Origin of the sequence: Nonomuraea rubra (assembly GCF_014207985.1) — a bacterium.
Lineage (GTDB): Bacteria > Actinomycetota > Actinomycetes > Streptosporangiales > Streptosporangiaceae > Nonomuraea > Nonomuraea rubra.
The window spans coordinates 9,738,531-9,762,025 of record NZ_JACHMI010000001.1; the positions used below are offsets into that span (position 1 = coordinate 9,738,531).

At 72.4% G+C, this 23,495-nt stretch carries 17 protein-coding genes; 8 read left to right on the forward strand and 9 right to left on the reverse strand.

Features of this window, described 5'->3' with window-relative positions; all coding sequences use genetic code 11:
• Positions 1–51: 51 nt before the first annotated feature.
• From HD593_RS44335 to HD593_RS44345, 3 genes are all read right to left on the reverse strand, one after another.
• Positions 52–381: a macro domain-containing protein gene (locus HD593_RS44335; RefSeq protein WP_246547050.1), complete on the reverse strand. Its 330-nt coding sequence runs from the start codon at positions 379–381 to the stop codon at positions 52–54.
• A gap of 409 nt (positions 382–790) precedes the next feature.
• On the reverse strand, positions 791–1,420 hold the full coding sequence (locus tag HD593_RS44340; protein ID WP_221525296.1) for a hypothetical protein: 630 nt from the start codon (positions 1,418–1,420) through the stop codon (positions 791–793).
• Between the two features lie 156 nt (positions 1,421–1,576).
• Positions 1,577–2,368 (reverse strand): hypothetical protein, encoded by a 792-nt coding sequence (locus HD593_RS44345; protein ID WP_185108818.1) that lies wholly within the window; start codon positions 2,366–2,368, stop codon positions 1,577–1,579.
• 178 nt (positions 2,369–2,546) lie between these two features.
• Between HD593_RS44345 and HD593_RS62630 the strand changes: the two genes are divergently transcribed.
• Positions 2,547–3,389 carry an HNH endonuclease family protein gene (locus HD593_RS62630; protein ID WP_246547052.1) on the forward strand — a complete coding sequence of 281 codons (843 nt, stop codon included), beginning with the start codon at positions 2,547–2,549 and terminating at the stop codon, positions 3,387–3,389.
• 115 nt (positions 3,390–3,504) lie between these two features.
• Here HD593_RS62630 and HD593_RS44355 read toward each other — a convergent pair whose 3' ends face one another.
• Positions 3,505–4,173: an adenylate kinase family protein gene (locus HD593_RS44355; protein ID WP_185108819.1), complete on the reverse strand. Its 669-nt coding sequence runs from the start codon at positions 4,171–4,173 to the stop codon at positions 3,505–3,507.
• Positions 4,174–4,326: 153 nt separating this feature from the next.
• On the opposite strand from HD593_RS44355, the gene HD593_RS44360 reads away from it, so the two are divergent.
• On the forward strand, positions 4,327–5,577 hold the full coding sequence (locus HD593_RS44360; RefSeq protein WP_185108820.1) for a peptidase C39 family protein: 1,251 nt from the start codon (positions 4,327–4,329) through the stop codon (positions 5,575–5,577).
• Here HD593_RS44360 and HD593_RS44365 read toward each other — a convergent pair.
• Positions 5,516–6,436, reverse strand: a complete 921-nt coding sequence (locus HD593_RS44365) for a LysR family transcriptional regulator (protein ID WP_185108823.1) — start codon at positions 6,434–6,436, stop codon at positions 5,516–5,518. The genes HD593_RS44360 and HD593_RS44365 overlap by 62 nt on opposite strands.
• Positions 6,437–6,549: 113 nt before the next feature.
• Here HD593_RS44365 and HD593_RS44370 point away from each other — a divergent pair, with 113 nt between their 5' ends.
• Entirely contained in the window at positions 6,550–7,434 is an 885-nt protein-coding gene (locus HD593_RS44370; RefSeq protein WP_185108825.1) for an SDR family oxidoreductase, read from the forward strand.
• 175 nt (positions 7,435–7,609) lie between these two features.
• Positions 7,610–12,097 (forward strand): WD40 repeat domain-containing protein, encoded by a 4,488-nt coding sequence (locus HD593_RS44375; protein WP_185108827.1) that lies wholly within the window; start codon positions 7,610–7,612, stop codon positions 12,095–12,097.
• On the opposite strand, the gene HD593_RS44380 is transcribed toward HD593_RS44375, so the two are convergent.
• Complete coding sequence (locus HD593_RS44380) at positions 12,049–13,584, reverse strand: glycoside hydrolase family 43 protein (RefSeq protein WP_221525297.1); 1,536 nt, start codon at positions 13,582–13,584, stop codon at positions 12,049–12,051. The genes HD593_RS44375 and HD593_RS44380 overlap by 49 nt on opposite strands.
• Before the next feature lie 146 nt (positions 13,585–13,730).
• Here HD593_RS44380 and HD593_RS44385 point away from each other — a divergent pair, with 146 nt between their 5' ends.
• The gene (locus HD593_RS44385; RefSeq protein WP_185108829.1) at positions 13,731–14,120 is read left to right on the forward strand and encodes a hypothetical protein; all 390 of its coding nucleotides are present in this window, start codon (positions 13,731–13,733) and stop codon (positions 14,118–14,120) included.
• A gap of 49 nt (positions 14,121–14,169) precedes the next feature.
• Here HD593_RS44385 and HD593_RS44390 read toward each other — a convergent pair whose 3' ends face one another.
• Positions 14,170–17,076 (reverse strand): endo-1,4-beta-xylanase, encoded by a 2,907-nt coding sequence (locus HD593_RS44390; RefSeq protein WP_185108831.1) that lies wholly within the window; start codon positions 17,074–17,076, stop codon positions 14,170–14,172.
• Positions 17,077–17,294: 218 nt separating this feature from the next.
• Between HD593_RS44390 and HD593_RS44395 the strand changes: the two genes are divergently transcribed.
• From HD593_RS44395 to HD593_RS44405, 3 genes are all read left to right on the forward strand, one after another.
• Positions 17,295–19,553: a pectinesterase family protein gene (locus tag HD593_RS44395; RefSeq protein WP_185108833.1), complete on the forward strand. Its 2,259-nt coding sequence runs from the start codon at positions 17,295–17,297 to the stop codon at positions 19,551–19,553.
• Between the two features lie 131 nt (positions 19,554–19,684).
• On the forward strand, positions 19,685–20,497 hold the full coding sequence (locus HD593_RS44400; protein ID WP_185108835.1) for a helix-turn-helix transcriptional regulator: 813 nt from the start codon (positions 19,685–19,687) through the stop codon (positions 20,495–20,497).
• Between the two features lie 120 nt (positions 20,498–20,617).
• Positions 20,618–21,343, forward strand: a complete 726-nt coding sequence (locus tag HD593_RS44405) for an SDR family oxidoreductase (protein ID WP_185108837.1) — start codon at positions 20,618–20,620, stop codon at positions 21,341–21,343.
• Between the two features lie 24 nt (positions 21,344–21,367).
• Here the strand turns inward: HD593_RS44405 and HD593_RS44410 are convergent, their stop codons facing one another.
• On the reverse strand, positions 21,368–22,480 hold the full coding sequence (locus HD593_RS44410) for a nitrous oxide-stimulated promoter family protein (protein ID WP_185108840.1): 1,113 nt from the start codon (positions 22,478–22,480) through the stop codon (positions 21,368–21,370).
• A gap of 35 nt (positions 22,481–22,515) precedes the next feature.
• The gene (locus HD593_RS44415) at positions 22,516–23,472 is read right to left on the reverse strand and encodes an ATP-binding protein (protein ID WP_221525298.1); all 957 of its coding nucleotides are present in this window, start codon (positions 23,470–23,472) and stop codon (positions 22,516–22,518) included.
• Positions 23,473–23,495 lie beyond the last annotated feature (23 nt).

Sequence of the window (23,495 nt, forward strand, 5' to 3'; positions counted from 1 at the left end):
CGCCCGCGAGACCAGCGCCGATCCGTAGCATGTGGACGCTCGCGTGGAGGTTCAGAGCTTCGTCGCCCAGAGTGGACAGGCAGCGATCCAGGGCGTCGTAGCGGATGGGCGGGCTGTCCTTGATTGGCGGATGCCGTGCTGGCCGATCATGTTCGCGACCCATAGCTGAGGCTCGACCTGCACCAGCCGGATCGCACCCAGCTGGAAGTCGTCACCAGAGCGGCGCCAGGCTCGGTAGTCGGCTTCCGGCTGTGGCCAGCGCCGGGAGAGGACAAGGACGAAGCCCTTGCCCCAGCCTCCGATGTTGTTGCACACGTGGCAGATGACCTTTGACCCCTGGCCGTGGGGATGGGTCGCGTCGCCGGTCACATAAGAGATCACGGTGTGGAAGGTACGCGGGCGCCCCGACATTCGTTTCCCGCGATCATCAGCTGAACCTTCTGCGGATCCATGACGCAGTTCTATGCGCCCCGATGTGATCTTCCGTGGGTGCGGGGGCCCGCGGACTTTGAACCGTGCGATGGGTTTGATGGTGGTGCGGGCGACCTCTGGTGGGTCACGCGGACCCTCCCTTCCAGGTAGGCACGTCCATTGCTCAAGAAAATTCCACGTGCCCGGGACGCCTCATTCATGGCGACCGCCAGTGCCCTTCTGATCTCCTCCGGCGAGCGAGATCGGTTCACTACTCCAAAATCCGCGAGCGCCCTCTCGGCACGTTGACATGCCTGGGCCAGGGGTCAGAGATCATGCAGATCTTCGAGGGCACGAACCAGCTTCGGCCCGGGTCGCATCAGGGCCTCGCGATGTTGTACTGGATGGTGTACTGCCGCGCTCCACAGCAGCCAGGGTGGCTCGGGTTGGGAGTGCGGATCCAGAGCTGGCCGAGGTTTCTGCCGCTGATGACTCTGATCGTTCTCATGACCGAATAGGCCTTGGATCCGCCGTCGCAGATCTTGCCGTATCTGCCCCGCTGGGCTTCCCAGTCGTTCGCGTTCGCGAAGTAGAGGTCCGGGAAGATGCATTTGCCCCTGGGGAAGCCGTTCTCGCGGATCACTATGGACCGGAGCTGCGCGGATCTGGGGGACTTGTACGCCCAGGTGGTGGTCACCTTGATCGGGTACTTGCGGCCGACATGGTCCTTGATCGTGACATAGGTGTTCACGGACTGGACCGGCCGGATTCGCTTGACGTAGCTGATTTTCTGGTCGGGCGCGGCGTGTGCGGCGGGCGCCATGAGCAGGCCGGCTCCGAGGGTGGCGGTGAGAGCCGCTCCGATCGCGGGAATCCGGAGTCGCGTGAGGGGTCGCACTTGGTTCTCCTTCACCATGCAAGGCGTTCCTGGACGGGCAATCAGCCGACCGGTCAGGCCGAGAATCTCTTCCAGGCGGTTCTCGAGTTTGCGCGACCAGACTTTATACAATCTCGGAATATTCGGGGAATATGGCTGACATACGGACGCTTCTGCGGTCGATGTGCGTGACTGTTGATTATTTCCATGCTTACGGAAAGCTTCCCTGTGCTGGGAGTGGAGTTCCGTGACGGTGCCGGGTTGGGTGGACAGCAGGGTCTGGGCCGGTCAGGCGTCGCTTGGGCCGATGATCGAGGGCTTGTCGGTGTTCCAGGTGAGGTGGACGTTCGCGGGCTCGCCGCCGGCGAACAGGATGCTGAGGTTGGCCTCGTAGACGCCGTCCTCGAGGCGGAGCGCCGGTGTCCAGATGTCGCGGTTGTCCACCTCGCTCGCGGGAGCGGTGTCGTAGTTCCAGGTGCGGGTCTGGCGGCCCGCTGGGGTTCTGCGCACGATGTCGAGGGAGATCGAGGCGATCCTCATGTCACGGAACGGTGGCCGCTTCATGTGCTCGTCCTTCGGCGTGAGGAACTGTGCCCAGACCACTCCGCATTTGGGGTGTGGATTGTGGACGAGGGTGAAATTTCCGATTATCCCCCAGCTTCTGGCGATATCGGAGCTGGCGGAGATCTGATGGGTGCCGTTGAGGTATCGGCAGCCGTGGGCGATGGGGTCGATGCCGTCGCCCGGCCTGCCCAGCACCACGGCCCAGGCGGACAGCGCGGTCAGGGCAGCGAAGGTGCCGCAGGCCAGGACGATGCGGGGTCTGGTGCGTTCGATGCCCTTCAGGACCGGCCAGAGGCCGACGATCACCATCCCGATCAGGGTCCAGGCGATGACGACCCAGGTCAGGGCGGGGCCGTACGCGTCGAGGCCGAGGCCGGCGAGGCCGAAGCTGCTCACCAGGCCCAGTACGGCGGCGAGTATGGTGCCGATCGTCGCCCGGACCGCGCCGCTGTTACGCTTTTTCCCGCCGCCGTTCCCCGGTGTTCTCTGCTCTTGGATCGCGCTGCCGCCCGCCATTGTCTACCCCTTTCCCCCGCAGCTCAGCCAAGGCAAGGATTCCACAGGTACGACGACACGGGAAATCGTTTTTGCTGATGCTGATATGAGAAAAGAATATGATTATGCGGTATTTGTCGGGCGAATCGCCGGAATATGTCCGCCGAGTTTGGGGGACGCCGGTGGTATGGGTCAAACGATGATCTCCCTGCGGCGGGCGGCGTACGTCGCCGTGCTCGTCCTCGTGTTCCTCCCGATCACCGCCACCACCCTGACCGCCCCGCAGGCCGCGCTCGGCGAGGCCGAGCCGCGCAAGCGCAGCCAGAGCCAGGCCGACTCCGCAACGCGCGGCAGGCAGGTGAGCGACGCCGCGACGCGCGCCTGGCGAGTGAGCAACTTCGCGACGCATGCCGGACGGGTGACCGACGTGGCGCACGCCAGGCGGGTGAGCGACGCGACGCACGCCAGGCGGGTGACCGACGCGACGCGCACCAGGCGGGTGAGCGACTCGGCGGCGCTCGCCCGGCGCATGCTGGCAAAACTCAAGGTCGCCAGGGCGTTATCGATCCGCGGCTACAGCCGCAAGCGCTTCCAGTCCGCCAAGGGGCAGCACAAGGCCAGGTGCAGCACCCGCGAGAAGGTCCTGGCCCGCGACGGCCGCAAGGTACGCAGGAACGCCTCCTGCCACCCGGTCAAGGGCAGCTGGTACAGCCCGTACGACGGCAAGGTGCTCAAGAGCGAGAAATATGTGGACGTGGATCACGTGGTGCCGCTGTCGTACGCCTGGCGTTCGGGCGCCAAGCGGTGGAGCGCGGCCAAGCGGCGCGCCTTCGCCACCGACCTCAGGCGGCCCGAGCTGATCACGGTCAGCCACTCGGCCAACATCGCCAAGGGCGGGCAGGGGCCGCAGAGCTGGCGCCCGCAGCGCCGCGCCCACTGGTGCCGGTACGCGACCTCGTGGATCACGGTGAAGCACCACTACCGCCTCTTCGTGACCCGCGCCGAGCGCACGGCCCTGCTCAACATGCTGCGCACCTGCTGAGGCCACGGCGCAACCGCCCGGGCACGCGGGCGTCCGGCAGCGGAACCAGCCGGACACCCGGGCGTCCGACGGCGCAACCAGCCGGACACGGACACGCGCGCGCCCGACGGCGGAGCTAGCCGGACACGCGCGCGTCCGACGGCAGGTACGGCGGGAGGTTGAAGCGGGTGCGGATGGCGCGCTGGACGGTGGTCTTGTCGGCCCGCGCGTCGATCGTCATCACGTACTCCTTCCGCCTGAACAGCTCGATCACCGGGTCGATCTTGCCGTGGTAGTCGGCCAGCCGCCGGGCCAGCGCGTCCGGCGTGTCGTCCGCGCGCGTGACCAGGTCGCCGCCGCACACGTCGCAGCGTCCCTCCACCTCCGGCCGGTGGGCGATGAGGTTGTAGTCCATGCCGCACCGCGAGCACAGCCGGCGGGCCAGGACGCGGCGGCGGACCTCGTCGTCCGGCAGGTCGAGGTGGATCACGCCGTCGAGGTCGTAGCTCTCCAGGAAGAACTCCGCCTGGCGGCGGTTGCGGGGGAAGCCGTCGATGACGAAGCCGTAGTTCCAGTCGTGGAGCTGGAGGCGGTCCCTGACGACGTCCTCCACGAGGTCGTCGCCGACCAGCTCGCCCGCCGCCACCAGGCGGCGGACCTGGGCGCCGAGCTTGGTGTGGTGTTTCACGTGCCAGCGGAAGATGTCGCCGACGCTGATGTGCACCAGGTCGAGGTCGCCGGCGAGCAGGGCGCTCTGGGTGCCCTTGCCACTGCCCTGCACGCCCATGATCACATATTTCCGCATAACCATCTCATTTCACGGGGGTAATCCGGGGGTAAGCATCGTGCCCTCCATGCAAGCAGGGAAGACGGCCGATTACGTAGATCTCCCGATGCTTTGCCAGGGCCGCCGAGCTTAGGGTCGGGCCCATCGAGCGCGTTCCTGGAAGGTGGGTTCATGCCTGCGCTGTCCGTGGTCCTGTCCGCCATGCTCCTGCTCACGTCCATGACCGACACCACCGCGGGGACGAAACCGGCGGCCCCGGTCGTCCCCGACGTCGTCTACCAGCGGGCCGACTTCTCCTCCGGCACCCCCGAGGGCACCACGGCCGGCGACGGGCTGGCGTTCGGCCAGGCCGCGGGGACGATGACCTACACCGACGCGCTCGGCACCAAGACCTGGGAGTACGCCCGCTGGACCGGCCCCGAGCGGGACATCGGGTTCGGCGCCACCGAGCTGATCGCGTCCTGGACGGCGGACGTGCCGCAGGGCAGCTGGATCCAGGTCGAGGCCCGCGGCAGGAACGTGGAGGGCCTGACCAAGTGGTACTCGCTGGGCCGCTGGTCCTACGCCGAGGGCGACATCCTGCGCACCTCCGTGCCGGGCCAGGGCGACGCGGACGCGTCGGTGGCCGTGGACACGCTGGTCGCCGCGGCGGGCAAGCCCCTGCGCGGTTACCAGCTCCGCCTGACCCTCTACCGCAGCCCCGGCTCCGCGGTGACGCCGCGCGTGCGTACGTCCGGCGTGATGAGCTCGAACGTGCCCGAGCGCAAGACCGTGCCGGTCAGCCCCGGCGGCGGCGCGTGGGGCACGGAGCTGGCCGTGCCGCGCCGCTCCCAGAACGTGCACCTGGGCCACTACCCCGAGTGGAACGGCGGCGGCGAGGCCTGGTGCAGCCCCACCTCGACGACCATGGTGCTGGGTTACTGGGACAGGTGGCCGAGCGAGCAGGACACCTCCTGGGTGGACCCCGCCGACCCGGACCCGGAGGTCGACTACGCCGCCCGCCACACCTTCGACCACGCCTACGACGGCACCGGCAACTGGCCGTTCAACACGGCCTACGCGGGGCGGTACGGCATGGACGGGTTCGTCACCCGGCTGCGCTCACTGACCGAGCTGGAGCTGCTGATCAAGGCGGGCGTGCCGGTCATCACCTCGCAGTCGTTCAAGAAGGGCGAGCTGCCCGGCGCCGGGTACGGCACGGACGGCCACCTGATGGCCGTCGTCGGCTTCACCGCGACAGGCGACGTGATCGCCAACGACCCGGCCTCGTCCGGCAACGCGGCGGTGCGGCGCGTCTATCCGCGCGCCGACTTCGAGCAGGTGTGGCTGCGCAGCGCCAGCAGCGGCGGCGTGGCGTACGTCATCCACCCGCCGCAGCATCCGCTGCCTCCGACGACGCCGGGGCTGCCCGCGAACTGGTGAGCGCCGCTCTGAAGGCCGCCACGAGCCGGTTGCGGTCGCCCGCGCGGGTCGCCAGCACCACGTGGCTCGGCTCCACGCCGCGCAGCGGGATGGCGGTGATGTCGGGGCGGAAGCGGGCCAGGTGCGGCGAGGCCCCGATGGCCACGGCCTCGCCGGTGGCGATCAGCTCGAACTTGTCCTCGACGGACTCGATGACCGGGCCGTCGGGGGCCGGGCTGCCGTCGGGCCTGGGGTCGATGCGCCAGAACGCCTCCCAGGCCGGGTCGGGCTCGGCCAGCCGGGGCAGCGGCTCGTCGGCGATGTCGTCGAGCGTGACCGACTCCCTGCCGGCCAGGCGGTGGTCGAGCGCGACCATCAGCACGCGGGGCTCGGCGTGCAGGACGGTCACGTCGAGGCCGTCGGTGACGAGGGGCAGCCGGGTCACGGCGGCGTCGATCCGGTGGTCGAGCAGGGCGGCGCGCGGCTCGTTCCAGGGCACGTGCAGGGTGCGGACGTCGGCGTCCGGGTGCAGGCGGCGCAGCTCGCGGACGGCGGGCGTGACGATCAGCCCGAACGTGTAGCCGACCGTGAACCGGCTGGGCCGGGCGGCGGCGCGGGTCTGCGCGGCCGCCCGCGCGGCCGAGCGGAGCAGCGCCGTCGCGCGGGGCAGGAAAACCTCGCCCGCCTCCGTGAGCCGGGTGCCGCGCGGGGTGCGGTCGAGCAGGCGGGCGCCCAGCTGCCGCTCCAGGCTGCGGATCTGCCGGCTCAGGGACGGCTGGGTGATGTGCAGGGCCTCGGCGGCGCGGCCGAAGTGCCGGTGCTCGGCGACGGCCGTGAAGTAACGCACCAGCCGCAGGTCGAGGTCCGGGGCGTCCGACATGCGTCCAGCGTACTGCGGTGATGCCTGAAGCGTATTGCCGGATGCGGAACAGGCTTTGGACGCCGCGGGCCGCGCGCTCGGACGATGGAGGCTCACTGCTGAAGGAGTTTCACATGCGTGTTTTCGTCACCGGTGCCACCGGTTTCGTGGGGTCCGCCGTCGTCCGCGAGCTGATCGGGGCCGGGCATCAGGTCACCGGCCTGGCCCGCAGCGACGAGGGGGCGGCCGCGCTGGAGGCCGCGGGGGCCGTGCCGCACCGCGGCGCCCTCGACGACGCCGGCAGCCTGCGCAGCGGCGCGGCAGGCGCCGACGGCGTCATCCACCTGGCGTTCGTCCACGACTTCGGGAACTTCGAGGCCGCCAACGAGACGGACCGGCGGGCCATCGCAGCACTCGGCGAGGAGCTCGCGGGATCCGGGCGGCCGTTCGTCGTCACGTCGGGGACCGGCCTGCTGCCGCCCGGCCGCGTCGGGACGGAGGAGGACGAGCCGGGCACGCACTCGCCGCGGGGCGCCGCCGAGGCGGTTGCGCTGTCGTTCGTGCCGCGCGGGGTGCGGGTGTCGGTGCTGCGGCTGCCGCTGGTGCACGGCGAGGGCGACCACGGGTTCCTCGCGGTCGCGATCGGCATCGCCAGGGAGAAGGGCGTGGCCGCGTACCCGGGCGACGGCTCCAACCGCTGGTCGAGCGCGCACGTGCTGGACGTGGCCCGGCTCTACCGCCTGGCGCTGGAGCAGGCGCCCGCCGGCGCGCGGCTGCACGCCGTCGCCGAGGAGGGGGTGAACGTGCGCGACCTCGCCGGGGTGATGGGGCGGCGGCTCGGGCTGCCGGTGCAGTCGATCCCGGTGGCGGAGGCGGGCGGGCACTTCGGCTGGCTGAGCGCCTACCTCACGCTGGACCTCCCCGCCTCCGGCGAGCTGACCAGGAAGCTGCTCGACTGGCGTCCCGAACGGCCCGGCCTCCTCGCCGACCTCGACGCGGGCCACTACTTCAGCCAGTGAGGCGCCAGTGACGAACGCCACTGTCATGATCTGCCCCCTTATGTGGCGATCTCTACCGAGATAGTGGCCTGCGATCTAGCAGAATGCGCCGAATCCGGCCTCGACGGTGCCACGCCGATCTGCGTAACCTGAACAACGCCGATCTGCCAGAACCCCCACGCCCGTGGAGCGCCGGATGACCGAGGACGATTCGACGACGCTCGAGAGGACCCGGGTCGTACGGCCTGCCCGCCGGAACGATCCACCTCTGCTGCTGGCGTCCGAGGGCGCCAGGGTGGTGGTGGCGGGCACCGGCGCGCACCGGCCCACGTCGCGGCTGCCCCAGGTGCCGGCCGTGCCCGCCACCGTCAACGACCTCGGCCAGTGCCTGGTCGAGCGGGCGGGCCTGGCCCCGCAGCACCTCACCGTGCTGCTCGACCCGGCGACCCCCGCCAACCTGGGCGAGGTGCTGGAGCGGGCGGCCCGCGAGGCCACGGGCGTGCTGATGTTCCACTTCGTGGGGCATGCCCTGTTCGGCCCGGACAACGAGCTGCACCTGGCGACGCGGGCGACGGTGGACCTGGGGCAGGGGGTGCCCGGTTACCAGGCGCTGCCGTACTCGATGGTGCGCCAGATCCTCGGGTCGTCGCGGGCGGAGCACGTCGTCGTGGTGCTCGACTGCTGCTTCACCAGTGGCAACCGGCCGGTGCCCGCCAAGGCCATGGAGCAGACGTTCGACTCCTCCTGGCGCGGCGCGTACGTGCTGACCTCGGCCAGCAAGGACGAGAACTCCTGGGCGCTGCCCGGCGTCCGGCACACGGCGCTCAGCGGAGCGCTGCTCAGGCTGCTGAACGAGGGCGACCCCGCGGGGCCCGCGGCGTTCACGCTGGACCACGTGCACCACCACCTGGCGCGGACGATGCCCGCCGCCGGGTTCCCGCGGCCCAGGCGGCAGGCGGGCGAGCTGAAGGAGCTGCCGCCGCTCGCGGTCAACCCGGCCCACCAGGCCGCCCAGCGCTCCGGCCCGCCGATGAGCGCGCCGGGCGACCTGAACAGCCCCTACCGGGGGCTGGCCGCGTACGGGCGGGACCAGGCCAGGCTGTTCTTCGGCCGCGAGGAGGCCACCAGGTCGCTGGCCGCGCGGGCCAGGCAGGCGCTCAGGTCGGCGGGGCCGCCGGTGGTCATCGGGTCGCAGGCGTTCGAGGCGGGCGGCCCGCTGGTCGTCACCGGGCCGTCGGGCTGCGGCAAGACGTCGCTGCTGCACGCGGGCCTGATCCCGGCGCTGAAGGAGGACCTCGGCAGGAGCGTCGTGCTGACTCCCGGCGCGCTGCCGGTGGCCGCGCTGGCGCGCGAGCTGGCGGCGCTGGGCGGCGGCGACCCCGAACGGCTGCGCGCGGTCATCGAGTCGGACCCCGGCGCGGCCCGGCGCGGGCTGCCGGCACGCACGCTCGTGGTGGTGGACCAGTTCGAGGAGCTGTTCACGCTGTGCGCCGACGAGCTGGCCAGGCGGCGCTTCGTGGAGGCGCTCGTCGAGCTGTCCGGCTCGGCCGCCGTGGTGATCGCCGTGCGCGGCGACTTCTTCGCCCGCTGCGCGGCCTATCCCGGCCTGCTGGAGACGATGCGGCGGCCCGAGATCGTCGCCCCCATGACCCCGGCCGAGCTGCGCCGCGTGATCGAGGAGCCGGCCACCGGCTCCGGGCTCTCGCTCGAAGCCGGGCTCACCGAGCTGATCCTGGAGGACGTCCAGGCACTGTCCGGCGCCGACGACCTGCTCCCCCTGCTGTCGCACGCGCTGCTGGCCACCTGGCAGCGGCGGTCGGGCGGGGTGCTCACGATGGCGGGATACCGCTCGGCGGGCGGCGTCGCGCGGGCGGTGGCGCTGAGCGGCGAGGAGACGCTGCGGCGGCTCGGCGCGGAGTCCGAGCCGGTCGCGCGCGGCCTGCTGGTGCCACTGGTGCACGTGGACCCGCAGGCCGGGGCCCTGCGGCGGCGCGTCCCCGTCGCCGAGCTGAGCTCCGGCTCCGCCTCCGTCGAGGGGCAGGTGCTGGCCGAGTTCGTACGGGCGCGGCTGGTCACGGTGACGGTCGCCGACGGCGGCGAGCAGGCGGAGCTGGCACACGAGGCGCTGGTCCGCGCCTGGCCCCGGCTCGGCAACTGGGCCGAGACCGCGCGGGCCGGGCTGCTCGTGCGGCGGCGGCTGGCCGAGGACGCCGAGATGTGGCAGCGGGACGGGCAGGACACCTCGTACCTGTACACCGACGACCGCCTCGCCACCGCCCAGGCCGCGGTGGCCGCGCTGCCCGCCGCGAGCGCCCCCGCCGCGCCGGCTCCCAGAGCCGGGGCGCCCAGGGACGCGAGCGGCGCGATCACCCCCGTCGAGCGGGAGTTCCTCGACGCGTCCCGCCGCCGGCAAGGCCGGCGCTCCCAGATCATCCGGGGCGCCATCGCCACCCTCGGCCTGCTCCTGCTCGTGGCCACCACCGGCGCCATCGTGGCGCTCGTCCAGAACAGCGGGTCCACCCGCCTGGCGGGCGAGGCGGGCGCCCAGCGCGACCAGGCCCTGTCCCGCCAGGTCGCCGCGGCCGCCACCACGAGCAGGGACAGCTCGCTCGCCTCGCAGCTCGCGCTGGCCGCCTACCGCCTCTCGGCCACCCCGGAGGCGCGGGGCGCGCTGCTCGGCTCGCTCTCCCGCCCGGTGGGCGCCCGGATGACCGGCCACACCGCCCCGGTCGAGCGGGTGGCCTACCGCCCCGACGGCCGCGTGGCCGTGACCGCCTCCGGCGACACCACCGCCCGGCTGTGGAACGTCACCGACTCCCTGCGGCCCAAGAGCCTGGGCGTCGTCAAGGGGCACACCGGAGGCGTGCTCGCGGTCGCGTTCAGCAAGAGCGGCAAGGTGCTCGCGACCGGCTCGGCCGACGGCACCGCCCGGCTGTGGGAGGTCTCCGACACCGCCAAGCCGCGCGCCCTGGCCACGCTCAAGGGCCACAAGGAGCAGGTCGGCGCGGTGTCGTTCAGCCCGGAGGGCAACCTGCTCGCCACCTCCTCCACCGACGGCACCATGCGGCTGTGGAACGTCCAGGACCCGGCCAAGCCCGCCCAGATCTCCGTGGTGACGCAGAACTCCGACCCCACCAGGGCGGCCTTCAGCCCGGACGGCCGCCTGGTGGCGCTCGCCTCCACGGGCGGCACGATCAGCCTGCTCGACGTGCGCACCCCCGCGAAGCCGGCCGTCCTGGCCACGCTCACCTCGGCGGAGGGCGCGGTCAGGAGCGTGACGTTCGCGCCGAACGGCCGCTACCTGGCCTCCTCCTCCGCCACCGGCAAGGTCCAGCTCTGGGACATCGCCGCGACCAAGCTGGTCGGCACGGCGAGCGGGCACTCCGGCGCGGTGGACGACGTGGTGTTCAGCCCTGACGGCGCCGTCCTGGCCAGCGCCTCCGCCGACGCCACGGTCCGCCTGTGGAGCGTGGAGAACCCGCGCGAGCCCGAGGGCACCGCCACCCTGGCCGGGTTCCCCGACGCCGTGACGGGCGTGGCGTTCAGCCCGAACGGCCAGAACCTCCTCACCTCCGCCGTCGACGGCGTGGCCCGGCTGTGGAACGTCACCAACACCTCCCGCACCTCCCCCTTCGCCCGGCTCGGCCTGCACACCGGCCAGGTCAACGGGGTCGCGATCGCCAAGGGCGGCGCCACGCTGGCCACCGCCTCCGACGACGAGACCGTCAGGCTCTGGAACATCTCGGACCCGGCGGTGGCCACGCCCGAGTCCACGCTGAGCGGGCACACCGGGCAGGTCCAGTCGGTCGCGTTCAACCCCGACGGCACCCGCGTGGTCACGGCCTCCGACGACAAGACGGCCAGGATCTGGGACGTCTCGGAGACGACGGCCCCGAAGCTGCTCGGCACGCTGACGAGTCACACGGACGGCGTGCGCTCGGCCGCGTTCAGCCCTGACGGCAAGATGGTGGTGACGACCGGGCGCGACGGCAGGACGCTGCTGTGGAACGTCGCCACCCCGTCCAGCCCCAAGCAGGTCGCCACGGTCGGCGCCGCCGACAGGCGGGTGACCAAGGCCGTGTTCCGGCCCGACGGCCGCGCGCTGGCGACCGGCTCCGGCACGGGGTCCGTCCGGCTGTGGGACGTCTCCAAGCCGGCCGAGCCGCGGGCCCTGGCCACGTTCGCCGCGGGCACCGGCAGCGTGCTCGACCTTCGGTTCAGCCGTGACGGCAAGACGCTGGCCACGGCGTCGAGCGACGGCACGGCCCGGCTGTGGGACGTCGCCGCGCCCGCCTCCGCGAAGAAGCTGGCCGACCTGCCCGGTCACTCCGCGGCCGTGTCGGCCGTCGCCTTCAGCGGCGACGACCGCACGCTCGTCACGGCCTCCCAGGACATGACCGTCCAGGTGTGGAACGTCGTCACGCCGGCCCGTCCGGCGCTCTGGGCGGTGTTCGCGGGCCGGGGCGCGTCGGGCGACGTGGAGCTGGGCCCCGACGGCACCGTGCTGGCCGCCGCGTCCGGCAGCGCCGCCCAGCTCTGGGGCCTGAACGTGGAGCAGGCGTCCGCGAACGTCTGCGAGGCGTCGGGCACCTCGATCAGCAGGACGGAGTGGGCCAGGTACCTGCCCGGCCGCCCCTACGCGCCGCCCTGCGCCGCCACCTCCGCGACACCGTCCGCCAACTGATAGGCCGGGTCCTCGAACACGGCCTCGCAGCCCTCGCCCGCCAGGTCCTGCACCCACAGGCCGACGAACGCGCCGGTGAAGCCGAACGAGCGGATCTGCCCGTCGATGATCTCGTCGGCGTGCTCATCCGACAGGATCGTGGCGTCCAGCTCGACCGGGATGGCGTGGCCATCGTAGGAGAAGCGCAGGATCGGCCCGTCGAGCTCCAGCTCCAGGCGGCTCGCGGTGCCGGCGGCGGTGAAGTGCACGGTGCGGGCGCCCCGGTCGCTGCCGGTCAGGACGACGCCGTCGGTGGTCAGCGCGAGGTGGTACCAGTTGCGGGAGTTGTAGTACGCGGTGATCCCGGCCGACTGGTGCACGCTGCCGGGCTCGAACGTCACGCCCGTCCCGAAGCGGCACCGCTGGGCCGTCACCCGGCGCGCGACCAGGCTGGGGGCGCGCCGCCCGTACGGGGACTGCCCGCCGCTGACCGTCACCCGGCCGCCCTCGAACCGCACCCAGTCGGGCGAGGCCGGCCGGCGCAGCGTGCTCCATCCGCCGTCTTCGGCGGGCCAGGGGTGCGGTTCGAGATCGGGAGCGGGCACCTCGACGGCGGGCACTCCCCCGGCCACCCGCGGCCAGCCGTCCTGCCACTCGACCCGCTGGATCGCGCTCTCCCTGCCCAGCACGCACCGCCCGCGCGGCGAGTACGGCCGGGCGGCCAGGTGCGCCAGGTACCACTCGCCGCCCTGCGTCCGCACCAGGCAGCCGTGCCCGGCCTTCTGCAGCTCCAGGCCGGGATCGTGGCGCGAGGTGAGCATCGGCCCCGCCGGGTCGGCCTCGTACGGGCCCTCCAGCGAGCGCGAGCGCAGCACGCTCACGCAGTGCTCGTAACCGGTGCCGCCCTCGGCGACCATCAGGTAGTACCAGCCGTCCACCCGGTAGATGTGCGGCCCCTCGGTGATGCTCCGGTTCTCCAGGATGAGCCTCGGCGTGCCGCCGTTCAGCGGTTGCAGCTCGATGCCGGAGAAGCCGCGCCCGGGGCGGGAGTCGAAGACCATGTTGAGGAGGTACGCCGTGCCGTCGTCGTCGTGGAAGAGCGCCGCGTCGAACCCGCGCCCCGGCAGCCGCACCGGGTCCGACCAGGGGCCCTCGACGGCGGGCGCGGTGACGAGGTAGTTGGCGACGTCCTTGTAGCCGTGCGCGTAGGTGTCCATCACGCTGTAGACCAGGTGGAACAGCCCGTTGGCGTACGTCAGGTCGGGCGCCCACACGCCGCCCGAGTCGGGCACGCCGGACAGGTCGAGCAGCCGGCGCTCGGTCAGGATGCCGCCCAGGGGACGCCAGTTGACCAGGTCGCGCGAGTGGTGCACGAGCACGCCCGGGTACCACTCGAACGTCGAGGTGGCCAGGTAGTAGTCGGCTCCGACGCGGAGGATGGACGGGTCCGGGTGGAAGCCGGGCAGGACGGGGTTGCGGATCATCGGATCTCCCTCCCAGATCTTCATGCCTGAACCCTGCCAGAGCCGTGTTCGGGCGGCACCTCCGGGGGGTGAGGAGCAGCGGTGACGCCGGGCTGCAACCGATCTGAAGCCGCGGCCTGATGGGGTGGCACGGTCAGCACGATCGACCGTCGAACGGGGAACGGAACACGATGAGGAGCACGAGAGCACTCACGATCTTCGCAGCGGGCGCGGCCCTGATCGCCGGCGCCTTCGCGGGCGCCGCCTGGGCGGCGGGCGGCGGCCTGTCCACGCCGGCGGGCCACCACGAGGGCAACACCACTCCCGCCGGCTACCACGACAGCGTCATCCCGGCCGGCCACTTCGAGGGCAGCACCGCGCCCGCCGGCCAGCACGACAACATCGCCCCCGCCGGCCACTTCGAGGGCGGCGTCGCCCCCGCGGGGCACGTGGACGGCGGTGTCGCCCCCGCCGGGCACATCGACGGCGGGGTCGCCCCCGCCGGTTACCACGACAGCGTGGCTCCCGCCGGACACTACGACGGTGGTGTCGCCCCCGCCGGGCACGACTGGATCGGGTGAGCGCCGATCGGCCGGGTGCTCCCGCGCGCCCGGCCGATCAGGGACGCGCCTACCCTGCCAGGCGGAGCACGCCCCAGTGGCTGGTGTCGAGGTAGCCGCGGCCGGTGGCGTCGTTCCAGGTCACGGCGCTCGTCCTGGCCGCGCCCGTCGCGTCGTTGACCTGGACGTCGAAGCCCAGCAGCGTCCCCTCCCCCAGGGTGACGGTGGGCAGCTCGATGGCCGCCTCCACCACGTACCCGCCGGGCACCGTCACGGCCGCCGCCCGCACGTTGTCCTTGACGCCCGACGCGTCGAACGTGCCGCCGACCGTGACCCGGCCGGAGAAGCTCACCCGGTACTGGCCGTCGTCGTCCTCGTACCCCTTGGTCTTGCCGTTGCCCGGGTCCACGAAGAGCTCGACGGAGTCCTGCGCCCACGGGTCGGCGGACTCCTCGCTCAGCGCGGGGTCGGTGACCTGGGCCAGGACGTACAGGGTCGAGCCCGACCAGAGGGCGCGGACCTTGGCGGTGGCGCCCGACTCGCCCTGGATCCAGGTGCCGGTGCGCAGCTCGGGAACGCCCGACCACAGCCGGTCCACGGCGCCGTCCAGGACGGGGGCCGGGCGGCGCGGGGCGGTGGCGCGCTTGACGGCGGGGACGGGGGTGACCTCGCCCGTCCAGGTGGTGCGCGTGCCGCGGTCGTGCACCGCGACCTCGACGTCCGTGCCGCTGCCGAGCAGGGCCTCGACCCGGTAGCCGGTGGCGGTGCGGCGCACGCCGGGGGAGTTCCGGCCGAGGGCGCGCGTGCGGCCGTCCACGGTGAACGTGACCCGGTCGCCGGCGGACACGGCCGGGTCCGTCACCTCGGCCAGCACGTACAGGCCGGCGGCGGACGAGCGGGCCTGGAAGCCGGCGGAGACGTCGCCGACGCGGGCGAGCGGCGCGTCCGGCAGCAGGTCCCACTCCAGGTCGCGCCTGCCGTCCACCTTGACGGCCGCGGCGGGCGCCTCCAGCTCGCGGACGAACGGCTCCAGCCTGGACGGGTCCACGACGCCCCAGTACGCGGGCTTGGCCTGGAGGTCGTCGTCGAAGAGCAGCGGCGCGTTGAGCCGCGGGATCGGCCAGGAGCGCAGCCAGCTCACGTCGTCCGACTCGCCCCACACGGTGACCGAGCTCAGACTGCCGGCCTGCCGCCGGAAGACGTCGAACAGCTCCTTGTACCGGTGTCCCTGCTGGACGAGCAGCTCGGGCGGGATCGTGTCGTAGGAGGAGACGAAGTCGGTGTAGATGCTCACGTCCAGCTCGGTGACCTGCTGGTCCAGGCCGAGCGCGGCGAAGCGCTCGATGGTGGCCTCGACAGCGGAGGCGGGCGGCTGCTCGATGTTGAGGTGGAGCTGGTGCCCGACGCCGTCGATCGGCACGCCCTCGGCCTTGAGCCGCTCGACCAGCTTGTACAGGGCCTCGCGCTTGCGCGGGAACTCGGTGTTGTAGTCGTTGATGAACAGCTTGGCGTCCGGGTCGGCCTCGCGGGCGACGCGGAAGGCGGTGCGGATGAAGTCGAGCCCGGCGATCTCGTACCACTTGGAGCGGCGCAGCCCGTCCGGCTGGTTCTCGTCCACGACCTCGTTGACCACGTCCCAGGCGGCGATCCGGCCCTTGTAGCGGGTGACGAGCGTGCGCACGTGCCGCTCCAGGCGCTGCAGCAGCACCTCCTTGGTGGCGTTCTCGAACACCCAGTCAGGGGTCTGGCTGTGCCAGGCGAGGGTGTGGCCGCGGACGGTCATGCCGTGCTCGGTGGCGAAGTTCACCAGGTGGTCGCCGTCGGTGAAGGTGAACTCCCCTTCGCGGGGCTCGGTGGCGTCCCACTTGAGCTCGTTGCCGGGGGTGACGCCGTTGAAGTGCTTGGCGAGCAGCTCGCCGTGCACGCCGAGCGTCTCGGGGCGGGTGAAGGCCGAGCCCATGGTGAACGGCACCTCGTCCTTGAGCGAGGGGATGCCGGTCTGGATGGGCTTGGGCTCGACGTACGTCATCGTGAAGTCGTCGAGGTGGAAGGGGAAGGTGCCGGTGTCGGACTCGAGGTAGACGCTGAGGAAGTCGACGTCGTGGGCGAGCGTGTACGTGCCCGCGAGCTGGACCCACTCCCCCGCGGGCACGTCCTTGGGCGCGACGACGCGCTCGTAGCTGGGGGTGCCGCCGGTGCGGCGTTCGATCGACAGGCCGAGCCTGCCGGAGGCGGTGTCGGGGCCGAGCCGGACCCAGGCCGACAGGGCGTACTTGTCGCCCTTGCCCATGCGGCCGAGCACGTTGAGCGCGGGGCCGTCCCAGGAGGCGGAGCGGCCGGCGACGGCCAGGCCCCGGGTGCCCCCGTGCGCGGTCGTCCCGGTCTCCAGGACGGCGGAGGCGCGCGGTGACCAGTCCTGCGCGGTGCCGTCCTCGAAGTCGCTGGTGACGGGCTCGCGGGTGGGGTCGCCGAGCGGGCTGAGGACGAGGTCGTCCAGGTAGTACTGGGAGGTGGCGTCGGAGCTCTCGACGTAGAGCTGCACGTCGGTGGACTCGGCGGTGAACAGGTAGCTGCCCGACAGCCGCACCCACGCGCCGTCGGTGACGGTGGCCGCCGCGACCCGCTCGTACGTGGTCTCGCCGCCGGTCGGCGTGCGCTGCACGGTCATCGCGAGCGTGCTCGCGGGCTGCCCCGCGGCCAGCCTGGCGTACGCGGTGACGGTGTAGCCGACGCCCCTGACGAAGGGGCCGGCGATGGACGCGCCGTGCCAGGTATCGGTCCTGCCGCTCACCGCGAGGCCGCCCGATCCCGTGCGGGCCGCGTCCTGGGTCACCGTGACGGTGACGCCGTCGCCGCGCGGCCCCCATCCCTGGGCGGTGCCGTCCTCGAAGTCGTACGTGAGGTCCGCCGCGTGCGCCGGCGGCACCGGCACGAGGCATAACAGGGCGGCGACCACCAGGGCTCGTAAGGCGCGCACGGTGCTCCTATGGCATCCGGAATGAAAGTTTCAGGGAAATGCCGATAAATATCAGGCGGACTGTAGAGCCGGGCGGAATAGCGGGTCAACAGCCTCGCGCAGGGCTGCAAGCGATTGTTGCAGGACAAGTGCAGTTTCACTGCAGATCATTGACGTAGTGAGGTTGCTGAGCGATGGTTTCATGCAACCGATTGCCGCACTCTGCCGAGGTTGCGCCCATGCGACTTCTGTTACTCCCCCCAGTGATCGCCCTGACAGTGATCGCCACCATGACCCCTGCGGCGACGGCCGCGACCCGCACCACGATCGTGGTGGCCGCCGACGGCTCGGGTGACCACGCGACCGTCCAGGACGCCGTGAACGCCGTGCCGTCAGGCAACGCCCGGCCGGTCACCATCCTGGTCCGCAAGGGCACCTACAAGCAGCAGGTGGTCATCCCCGCCGACAAACCGCACATCACGCTGGCCGGCGACACCCGCGACCCGCGCGAGGTGGTGCTCACCTTCGACGCCGCCGCGTCCATGCAGAAGCCGGACGGCTCGGGCACGTACGGCACCTCGGGCAGCGCCTCGTACGTGATCAGCGCCCCCGACTTCACCGCCCGCAACCTCACCTTCGAGAACTCCTACGACGAGGCCGCGCACGGCAACAGCCAGGCCGTCGCCGTCAGGACCACGGGCGACCGCCAGGTGTACGACAACGTCAGGTTCCTCGGCAACCAGGACACCCTGTACGCCAACACCGGCTCCGCCACCACCTTCGCCCGGCAGTACTTCCACAACTGCTACGTCGAGGGCGACGTCGACTTCATCTTCGGCCGCGCCACCGCCGTGTTCGACCGCTGCGTGATCAAGGCGCTGAACCGGGGCAGCACGGACAACAACGGCTACGTCACCGCCGCCAGCACGGAGCTCGCCAACCCGTACGGGTTCCTGATCCACCGCAGCCACCTGGTCAGCGACGCGCCCGCCCGCACGTTCCACCTGGGCCGCCCGTGGCCGGCCGGCGGCTCGGTCACGGCGCGCGGCCAGGTGCTGGTGCGGGAGTCGTGGCTGGGCCAGCAGTTCAAGGACGCGCCCTGGACTGACATGTCGGGGCTGAACTGGCGCGAGGCCCGACTGTCCGAGTACCGCAACCACGGCCCGGGTGCGACCGTCAACGACGACCGCCCGCAGCTCACCGCGGAGCAGGCCAGGGCGTACACGCCGGAGAGGTACCTGGCGGGCACGGACGGCTGGAACCCGCTGCGCCGCCAGGGCCCCGGCACCAGGCCCGAGCCCGGCCGCCAGGTGCTGCCGCGCGACGACGGCTGGGCCGCGGCCACCACCGGCACGACCGGCGGCTCCGCCGCCCGCCCCGAGGACGTGCACGTCGTCTCCACCAGGGCGGAGCTGCTGGCCGCGCTGGGGAACCCGGCCGACAACACCCCGCGCATCGTCTACGTCAAGGGGGCCGTCGACGCCGACACCGACGCCGCGGGCAACCCGCTGACCTGCGACGACTACGCCGTGGACGGCTACAGCCTGCCCGCCTACCTGGCCGCCTACGACCCGGCCGTCTGGGGCAGGACCAGCCTGCCCTCGGGGCCGCTGGAGGAGGCCCGCAAGGCGTCGTACGCCAGGATGGCCGAGCACGTCACGGTCACCATCGGGTCCAACGTCACGCTGATGGGCCTGGGCGGGGACGCCGCGCTGAAGAGCTTCGGCCTGCGGATCAGCAACGCCGACAACGTCATCGTGCGCAACCTGACCATCACCGACACCTCCGACTGCTTCCCGCAGTGGGACCCGACCGACGGCGCCGAGGGCAACTGGAACGCCTCCTTCGACAACATGGAGGTCTCCGGCTCCACCCACGTGTGGCTGGACCACAACACGCTCAACGACGGCGACAACCCCGACTCGGGCCAGCCGCTGTACTTCGGCCGGCCGTACCAGGTGCACGACGGGCTGCTCGACGTCGTACGCGGCTCCACCTACGTGACGCTGTCCTGGAACCACCTCAGCGGCCACGACAAGGTGACGCTGATCGGCAACACCGACAGCCCCACCCGGTACGGCGAGGAGGACAAGCTCAAGGTCACCCTGCACCACAACTACTTCGAAGCGCTCGGCCAGCGCACGCCCCGGGTCCGGTTCGGGCAGGTGCACGTGTACAACAACTACTACAAGGGCGGCCCCGGGCACGGTTACAGCATCGGCGTGGGCTTCGGCTCCAAGGTGTACGCCGAGCGCAACGCCTTCGACGGGATCGCGGCGGCGAAGGTGCTGACCGTGTTCAACGGCACGGCGATCACGGCGAACGACAACCTCGTGGACGGCGTGGTGACCGACGTGGTGGCCGCGTACAACGAGGCCAACGGCACGGCACTCGGCACGGACGCGGGCTGGACCCCGGCGCTGGTCCCCCGCGTGCACCCGGCCAAGGTGCTCAGGCACCTGGTGCCGGCGCGCGCGGGCGCGGGGCGCCTGCGCTGATCGGACCCCGGCGGCGGGCGGCCCCCTCACCGGCTCCCACCTGGGCCGCCCGCCCTCGGCCGCGAAGGTGGGTGGATCCCACCCACCTTGAGCGCTCGTTCCTGTCCCCGGCCTCGCCTAGCCTCGAAGGCATGGACACGGACAACCTGCTCGGCCAGTTCCTGCGCGCCCGCCGCGAGCTCCTCCAGCCGGAGGACCTCGGCATGCCCGCCGGCACCCGCCGGCGCGTGCGTGGCCTGCGCCGCGAGGAGGTCGCCCAGCTCGCCGGCGTCAGCGCCGACTACTACGTACGCCTGGAGCAGGGCCGCGAGCGCCACCCGTCCGCCCAGGTGGTCGACGCGCTGGCCAGGGCGCTGGAGCTGGAGGAGGACGCGGCCGCGCACCTGCACCGGCTCTCCCGCCCGGCCCCCGCCAAGCGGCGCCCCCGGCGCGAGCAGGTCAGCCAGAACCTGGTCCGCATGATGGCGGCCTGGCCGCACACCCCCGCCGTCGTCCTGGGCCGCTACCTGACCGTGCTGGCCGCCAACCCGCTCGGCAAGGCCCTGTTCGACGGCCACGCCTACAGCGACGACCTGGTCCGGCTGGTCTTCCTCGACCCTGACGCCCGCGCGTTCTACCCCGACTGGGACCTCGTGGCGGCCAACACCGTCGGCGGGCTGCGCTCCGCCGCCGGCACCGACTACGACGACCCGCGGCTCATCGAGGTCGTCGGGGAGCTGTCGCTGAAGAGCGAGACCTTCCGCAGGCTCTGGGCCCGCCACGACATCCGCCAGAAGACCCACGAGACCAAGCGCTTCCACCATCCGCTGGTGGGCCCGCTGACGCTGCACTACGAGTCGCTGACCGTGAACAGCGCACCCGGCCAGCAGCTCGTCGTCTACCAGGCCGAGCCGGGCAGCCCGTCAGAAGAGGCACTGTCCCTGCTGGGCAGCCTCACGGCCTGACCCGGGCCCCGCCTCTGGGGGCCGGCCGGCACCGCCTGATCCGAACACCCGTACCCGAAGCGCGCGGCGCACGTTCGCCGCCGCGCCATCTCGCCCTGCCCTCGTGAGGAGCCGAACACCATGAAGAGCAAAGTCGTCCTGATCACCGGCGCGAGCAGCGGCATCGGCCGGGCCACCGCGCTGCGCCTGGCCGGCGAGGGGCACCACGTGGTGCTCGGCGCCCGCCGGGAGGACCGGCTGGCCGAGACCGCCGCGGCCGTCGAGGCCGCCGGCGGCAAGGCCGACGTGCGGCGGCTAGACGTGACCGACCGCGCGGACGTGGCCGCGTTCGCCGACGCCGCCGCCGAGCGGCACGGCCGGATCGACGTCCTGGTCGCCAACGCGGGCGTGATGCCGCTGTCCAGGTTGGACGCCCTGCTGGTCGAGGAGTGGGACCGGATGATCGACGTCAACGTCCGCGGCCTGCTGCACGGCATCGCCGCCGCGCTGCCGCACTTCCAGCGGCAGGGCGAGGGCCACTTCATCACCGTGGCCTCCATCGGCGCCCACCAGGTCTCGCCCACGGCCGCGGTCTACTGCGGCACGAAGTACGCCGCCTGGGCGATCACCGAGGGCCTGCGCCAGGAGCTCGACCCGGGCATCCGCGTCACCACCGTCTCCCCTGGCGTCGTGGAGTCCGAGCTGGCCGAGAGCATCAGCGACCCGGTCGCGCGGGAGGCCATGCGGACCTACCGGGCGGAGTCCATCCCGCCGGACAGCATCGCCCAGGCCATCTCGTACGCGATGGGCCAGCCGGCCGGCGTGGACGTCAACGAGCTGGTCGTCCGCCCGGCCAGACAGCGCTGAGGCCCGGCCGGACAGCGCTGAGGGTCAGCCGAGCCCGTTGTGCAGTCCCTCGCCCTCCGGTTCGAGCGCGTACGCGATGCCCGCGTCGATGTCGCTGTCGAACCCGGTGCGGTAGGCCACCTCGAAGGCGTTGTCGCCGAGCAGGTCACGGGCGCCCGCCTCGCAGTCCTTCCTGGCCGCCACCAGGGCGGGCACGCTGGCCTGCGCCTGGCCGTGGGTGCTCCAGATCCGCTGCGCCAGCCCGAGCAGCCGGGCGGCGCGGTGCGCCCGGCCGGCCGCGCCCGCCGCCAGGGCGAGCAGGTCCACCGTCAGGCCGATGCCGAAGCTGTCGTGCAGCCGCCGCTTGGTCCGCAGGGCGGCCTGCCCGTAGGTGACGGCCAGGTCGAGATGCCCGGCGCCCAGCTCCGCCTGGCCGCGCAGGAAGTCGCCGTAGGAGCGCATCGACTGCTCGCCGCACCGGTCGCAGAGCGTGCGCGCGTCCTCCAGCACGGCGACGGCCTCGTCGATCCGGCCGTCCACGGTGAGGGCGTGCGCCCGGCAGTAGAGCCCGACGAGCTTGGCGATGGTCAGCGGCTCGTCGGCCCACCGGCTGAGGTACGCGGGCTCGGACTCGGCCATCGCCTGGATGAGGTTGCCGCGGATCACCCCGGCCATCGCCCTGAGTGCCCTGACGCAGCTCAGCGCGTACGCGTCGCCGGGGGCCGCGGCGAGCTCGATCGCGGCGGCCCTGGCCTCGGCCACCCCGGCGTCGCCCTGCGTGGCCGCCAGGTGGCCGTCGGACCACAGGGCCTGCACGAGCGCGGGGCCCGGCCGGGTGTCCAGGTCGAGGGCCTGCCGCAGGTAGTGGCGGCCCTCCTTGGCGTAGCCGCAGCCGTACCAGAAGAACGCCAGCGTGCCGGCCAGCTCCAGCACGGGCAGGCCGTCCTTGGCGTTCAGCGCCACCTCCAGGGCGGCGCGCAGGTTGTCGTGCTCGCCGATCATGCGGTCGTACCAGGAGATCTGGCCGGGGCCGAGCCAGCCGGCGGCGCCCCGGGTGGCCAGCGTCAGGTAGTGCTCGCGGTGGCGCTGCTTGAAGCGTTCCTCCTCGCCGAGGTGGCGCAGCCAGCCCGCGCCGTACTCGCGCAGCGTGTCGAGCATCCGGTAGCGCTCGCCCGCTCCTGTGGGCAGCCAGGTCAGGATCGACTCGCGGCCAGCGCGTCGAGCAGCAGCCCGATGTCGGCCTCGGGCAGCCGCTCGTCGGCGCAGATCTCGCGTACGGCCTCCGCGTCGAAGTCGCCGGCGAACACCGACAGCCGCGCCCACAGCAGCCGCTCGGCGGGCTCGCACAGCTCGTGGCTCCACCCGATGGCGGTACGCAGGGCCTGGTGCCACGGCGGGCCGGCGGTCGCGGCGGGATCGTCCTCCAGCGCCGAGAACCGGTCGTCGAGCCGGTCGGCCAGGCGCGCGACGGGCAGCTCGCGCAGCCGCGCCGCGGCCAGCTCGATGGCCAGCGGGATGCCCTCCAGCCGCCGGCACAGGCGCCCGACGGCCTCCTGGTCCTCCTCGGCGAGGTCGAACCCGGGCACCGTCTCGGCGGCGCGCTCGGCCAGCAGCGCCACCGCGTCACCGGAGGCCGGCCCGGTGGACCCGCTGGGCGGCACCGGCAACGGATCGACGACGATCACCAGCTCGCCCGGCGCCTCCAGCGGGCGGCGGCTGGTGGCCAGCACGCGCAGCCCCGGCACGGCGTCGAGCAGCGTGGTGACCGTGGCGGAGCAGGGGCCGGCGAGGTGCTCGCAGGTGTCGAGGACGAGCAGGACCTCCCGGCCGTACAGGTGCTCGGCCAGCACCTCGATCATCGGCCGGGTGGTCTGGTCGGTGAGCCGGAGCGCCTCGGCGATGGCGTGCGGCAGCAGCGAGCCGTCGAGCAGCGGTGACAGCTCCACGAGCCAGGCGCCACCGCCGAACTCGGGCCGCAGGTCGGCGGCGGCACGCAGGGCCAGGCGGGACTTGCCGACGCCGCCGACGCCGGTGAGGGTCACCAGCCGGGACCGCCGGCACGCGCGGCGCACCTGGTCGAGCTCGCCACGGCGCCCGATGAGACTGGTCAGCTCCGCCGGGAGGTTGCCCGCCTGCCACTTGCCTGCCATCGTGATCGCCACCCATCGGCTGA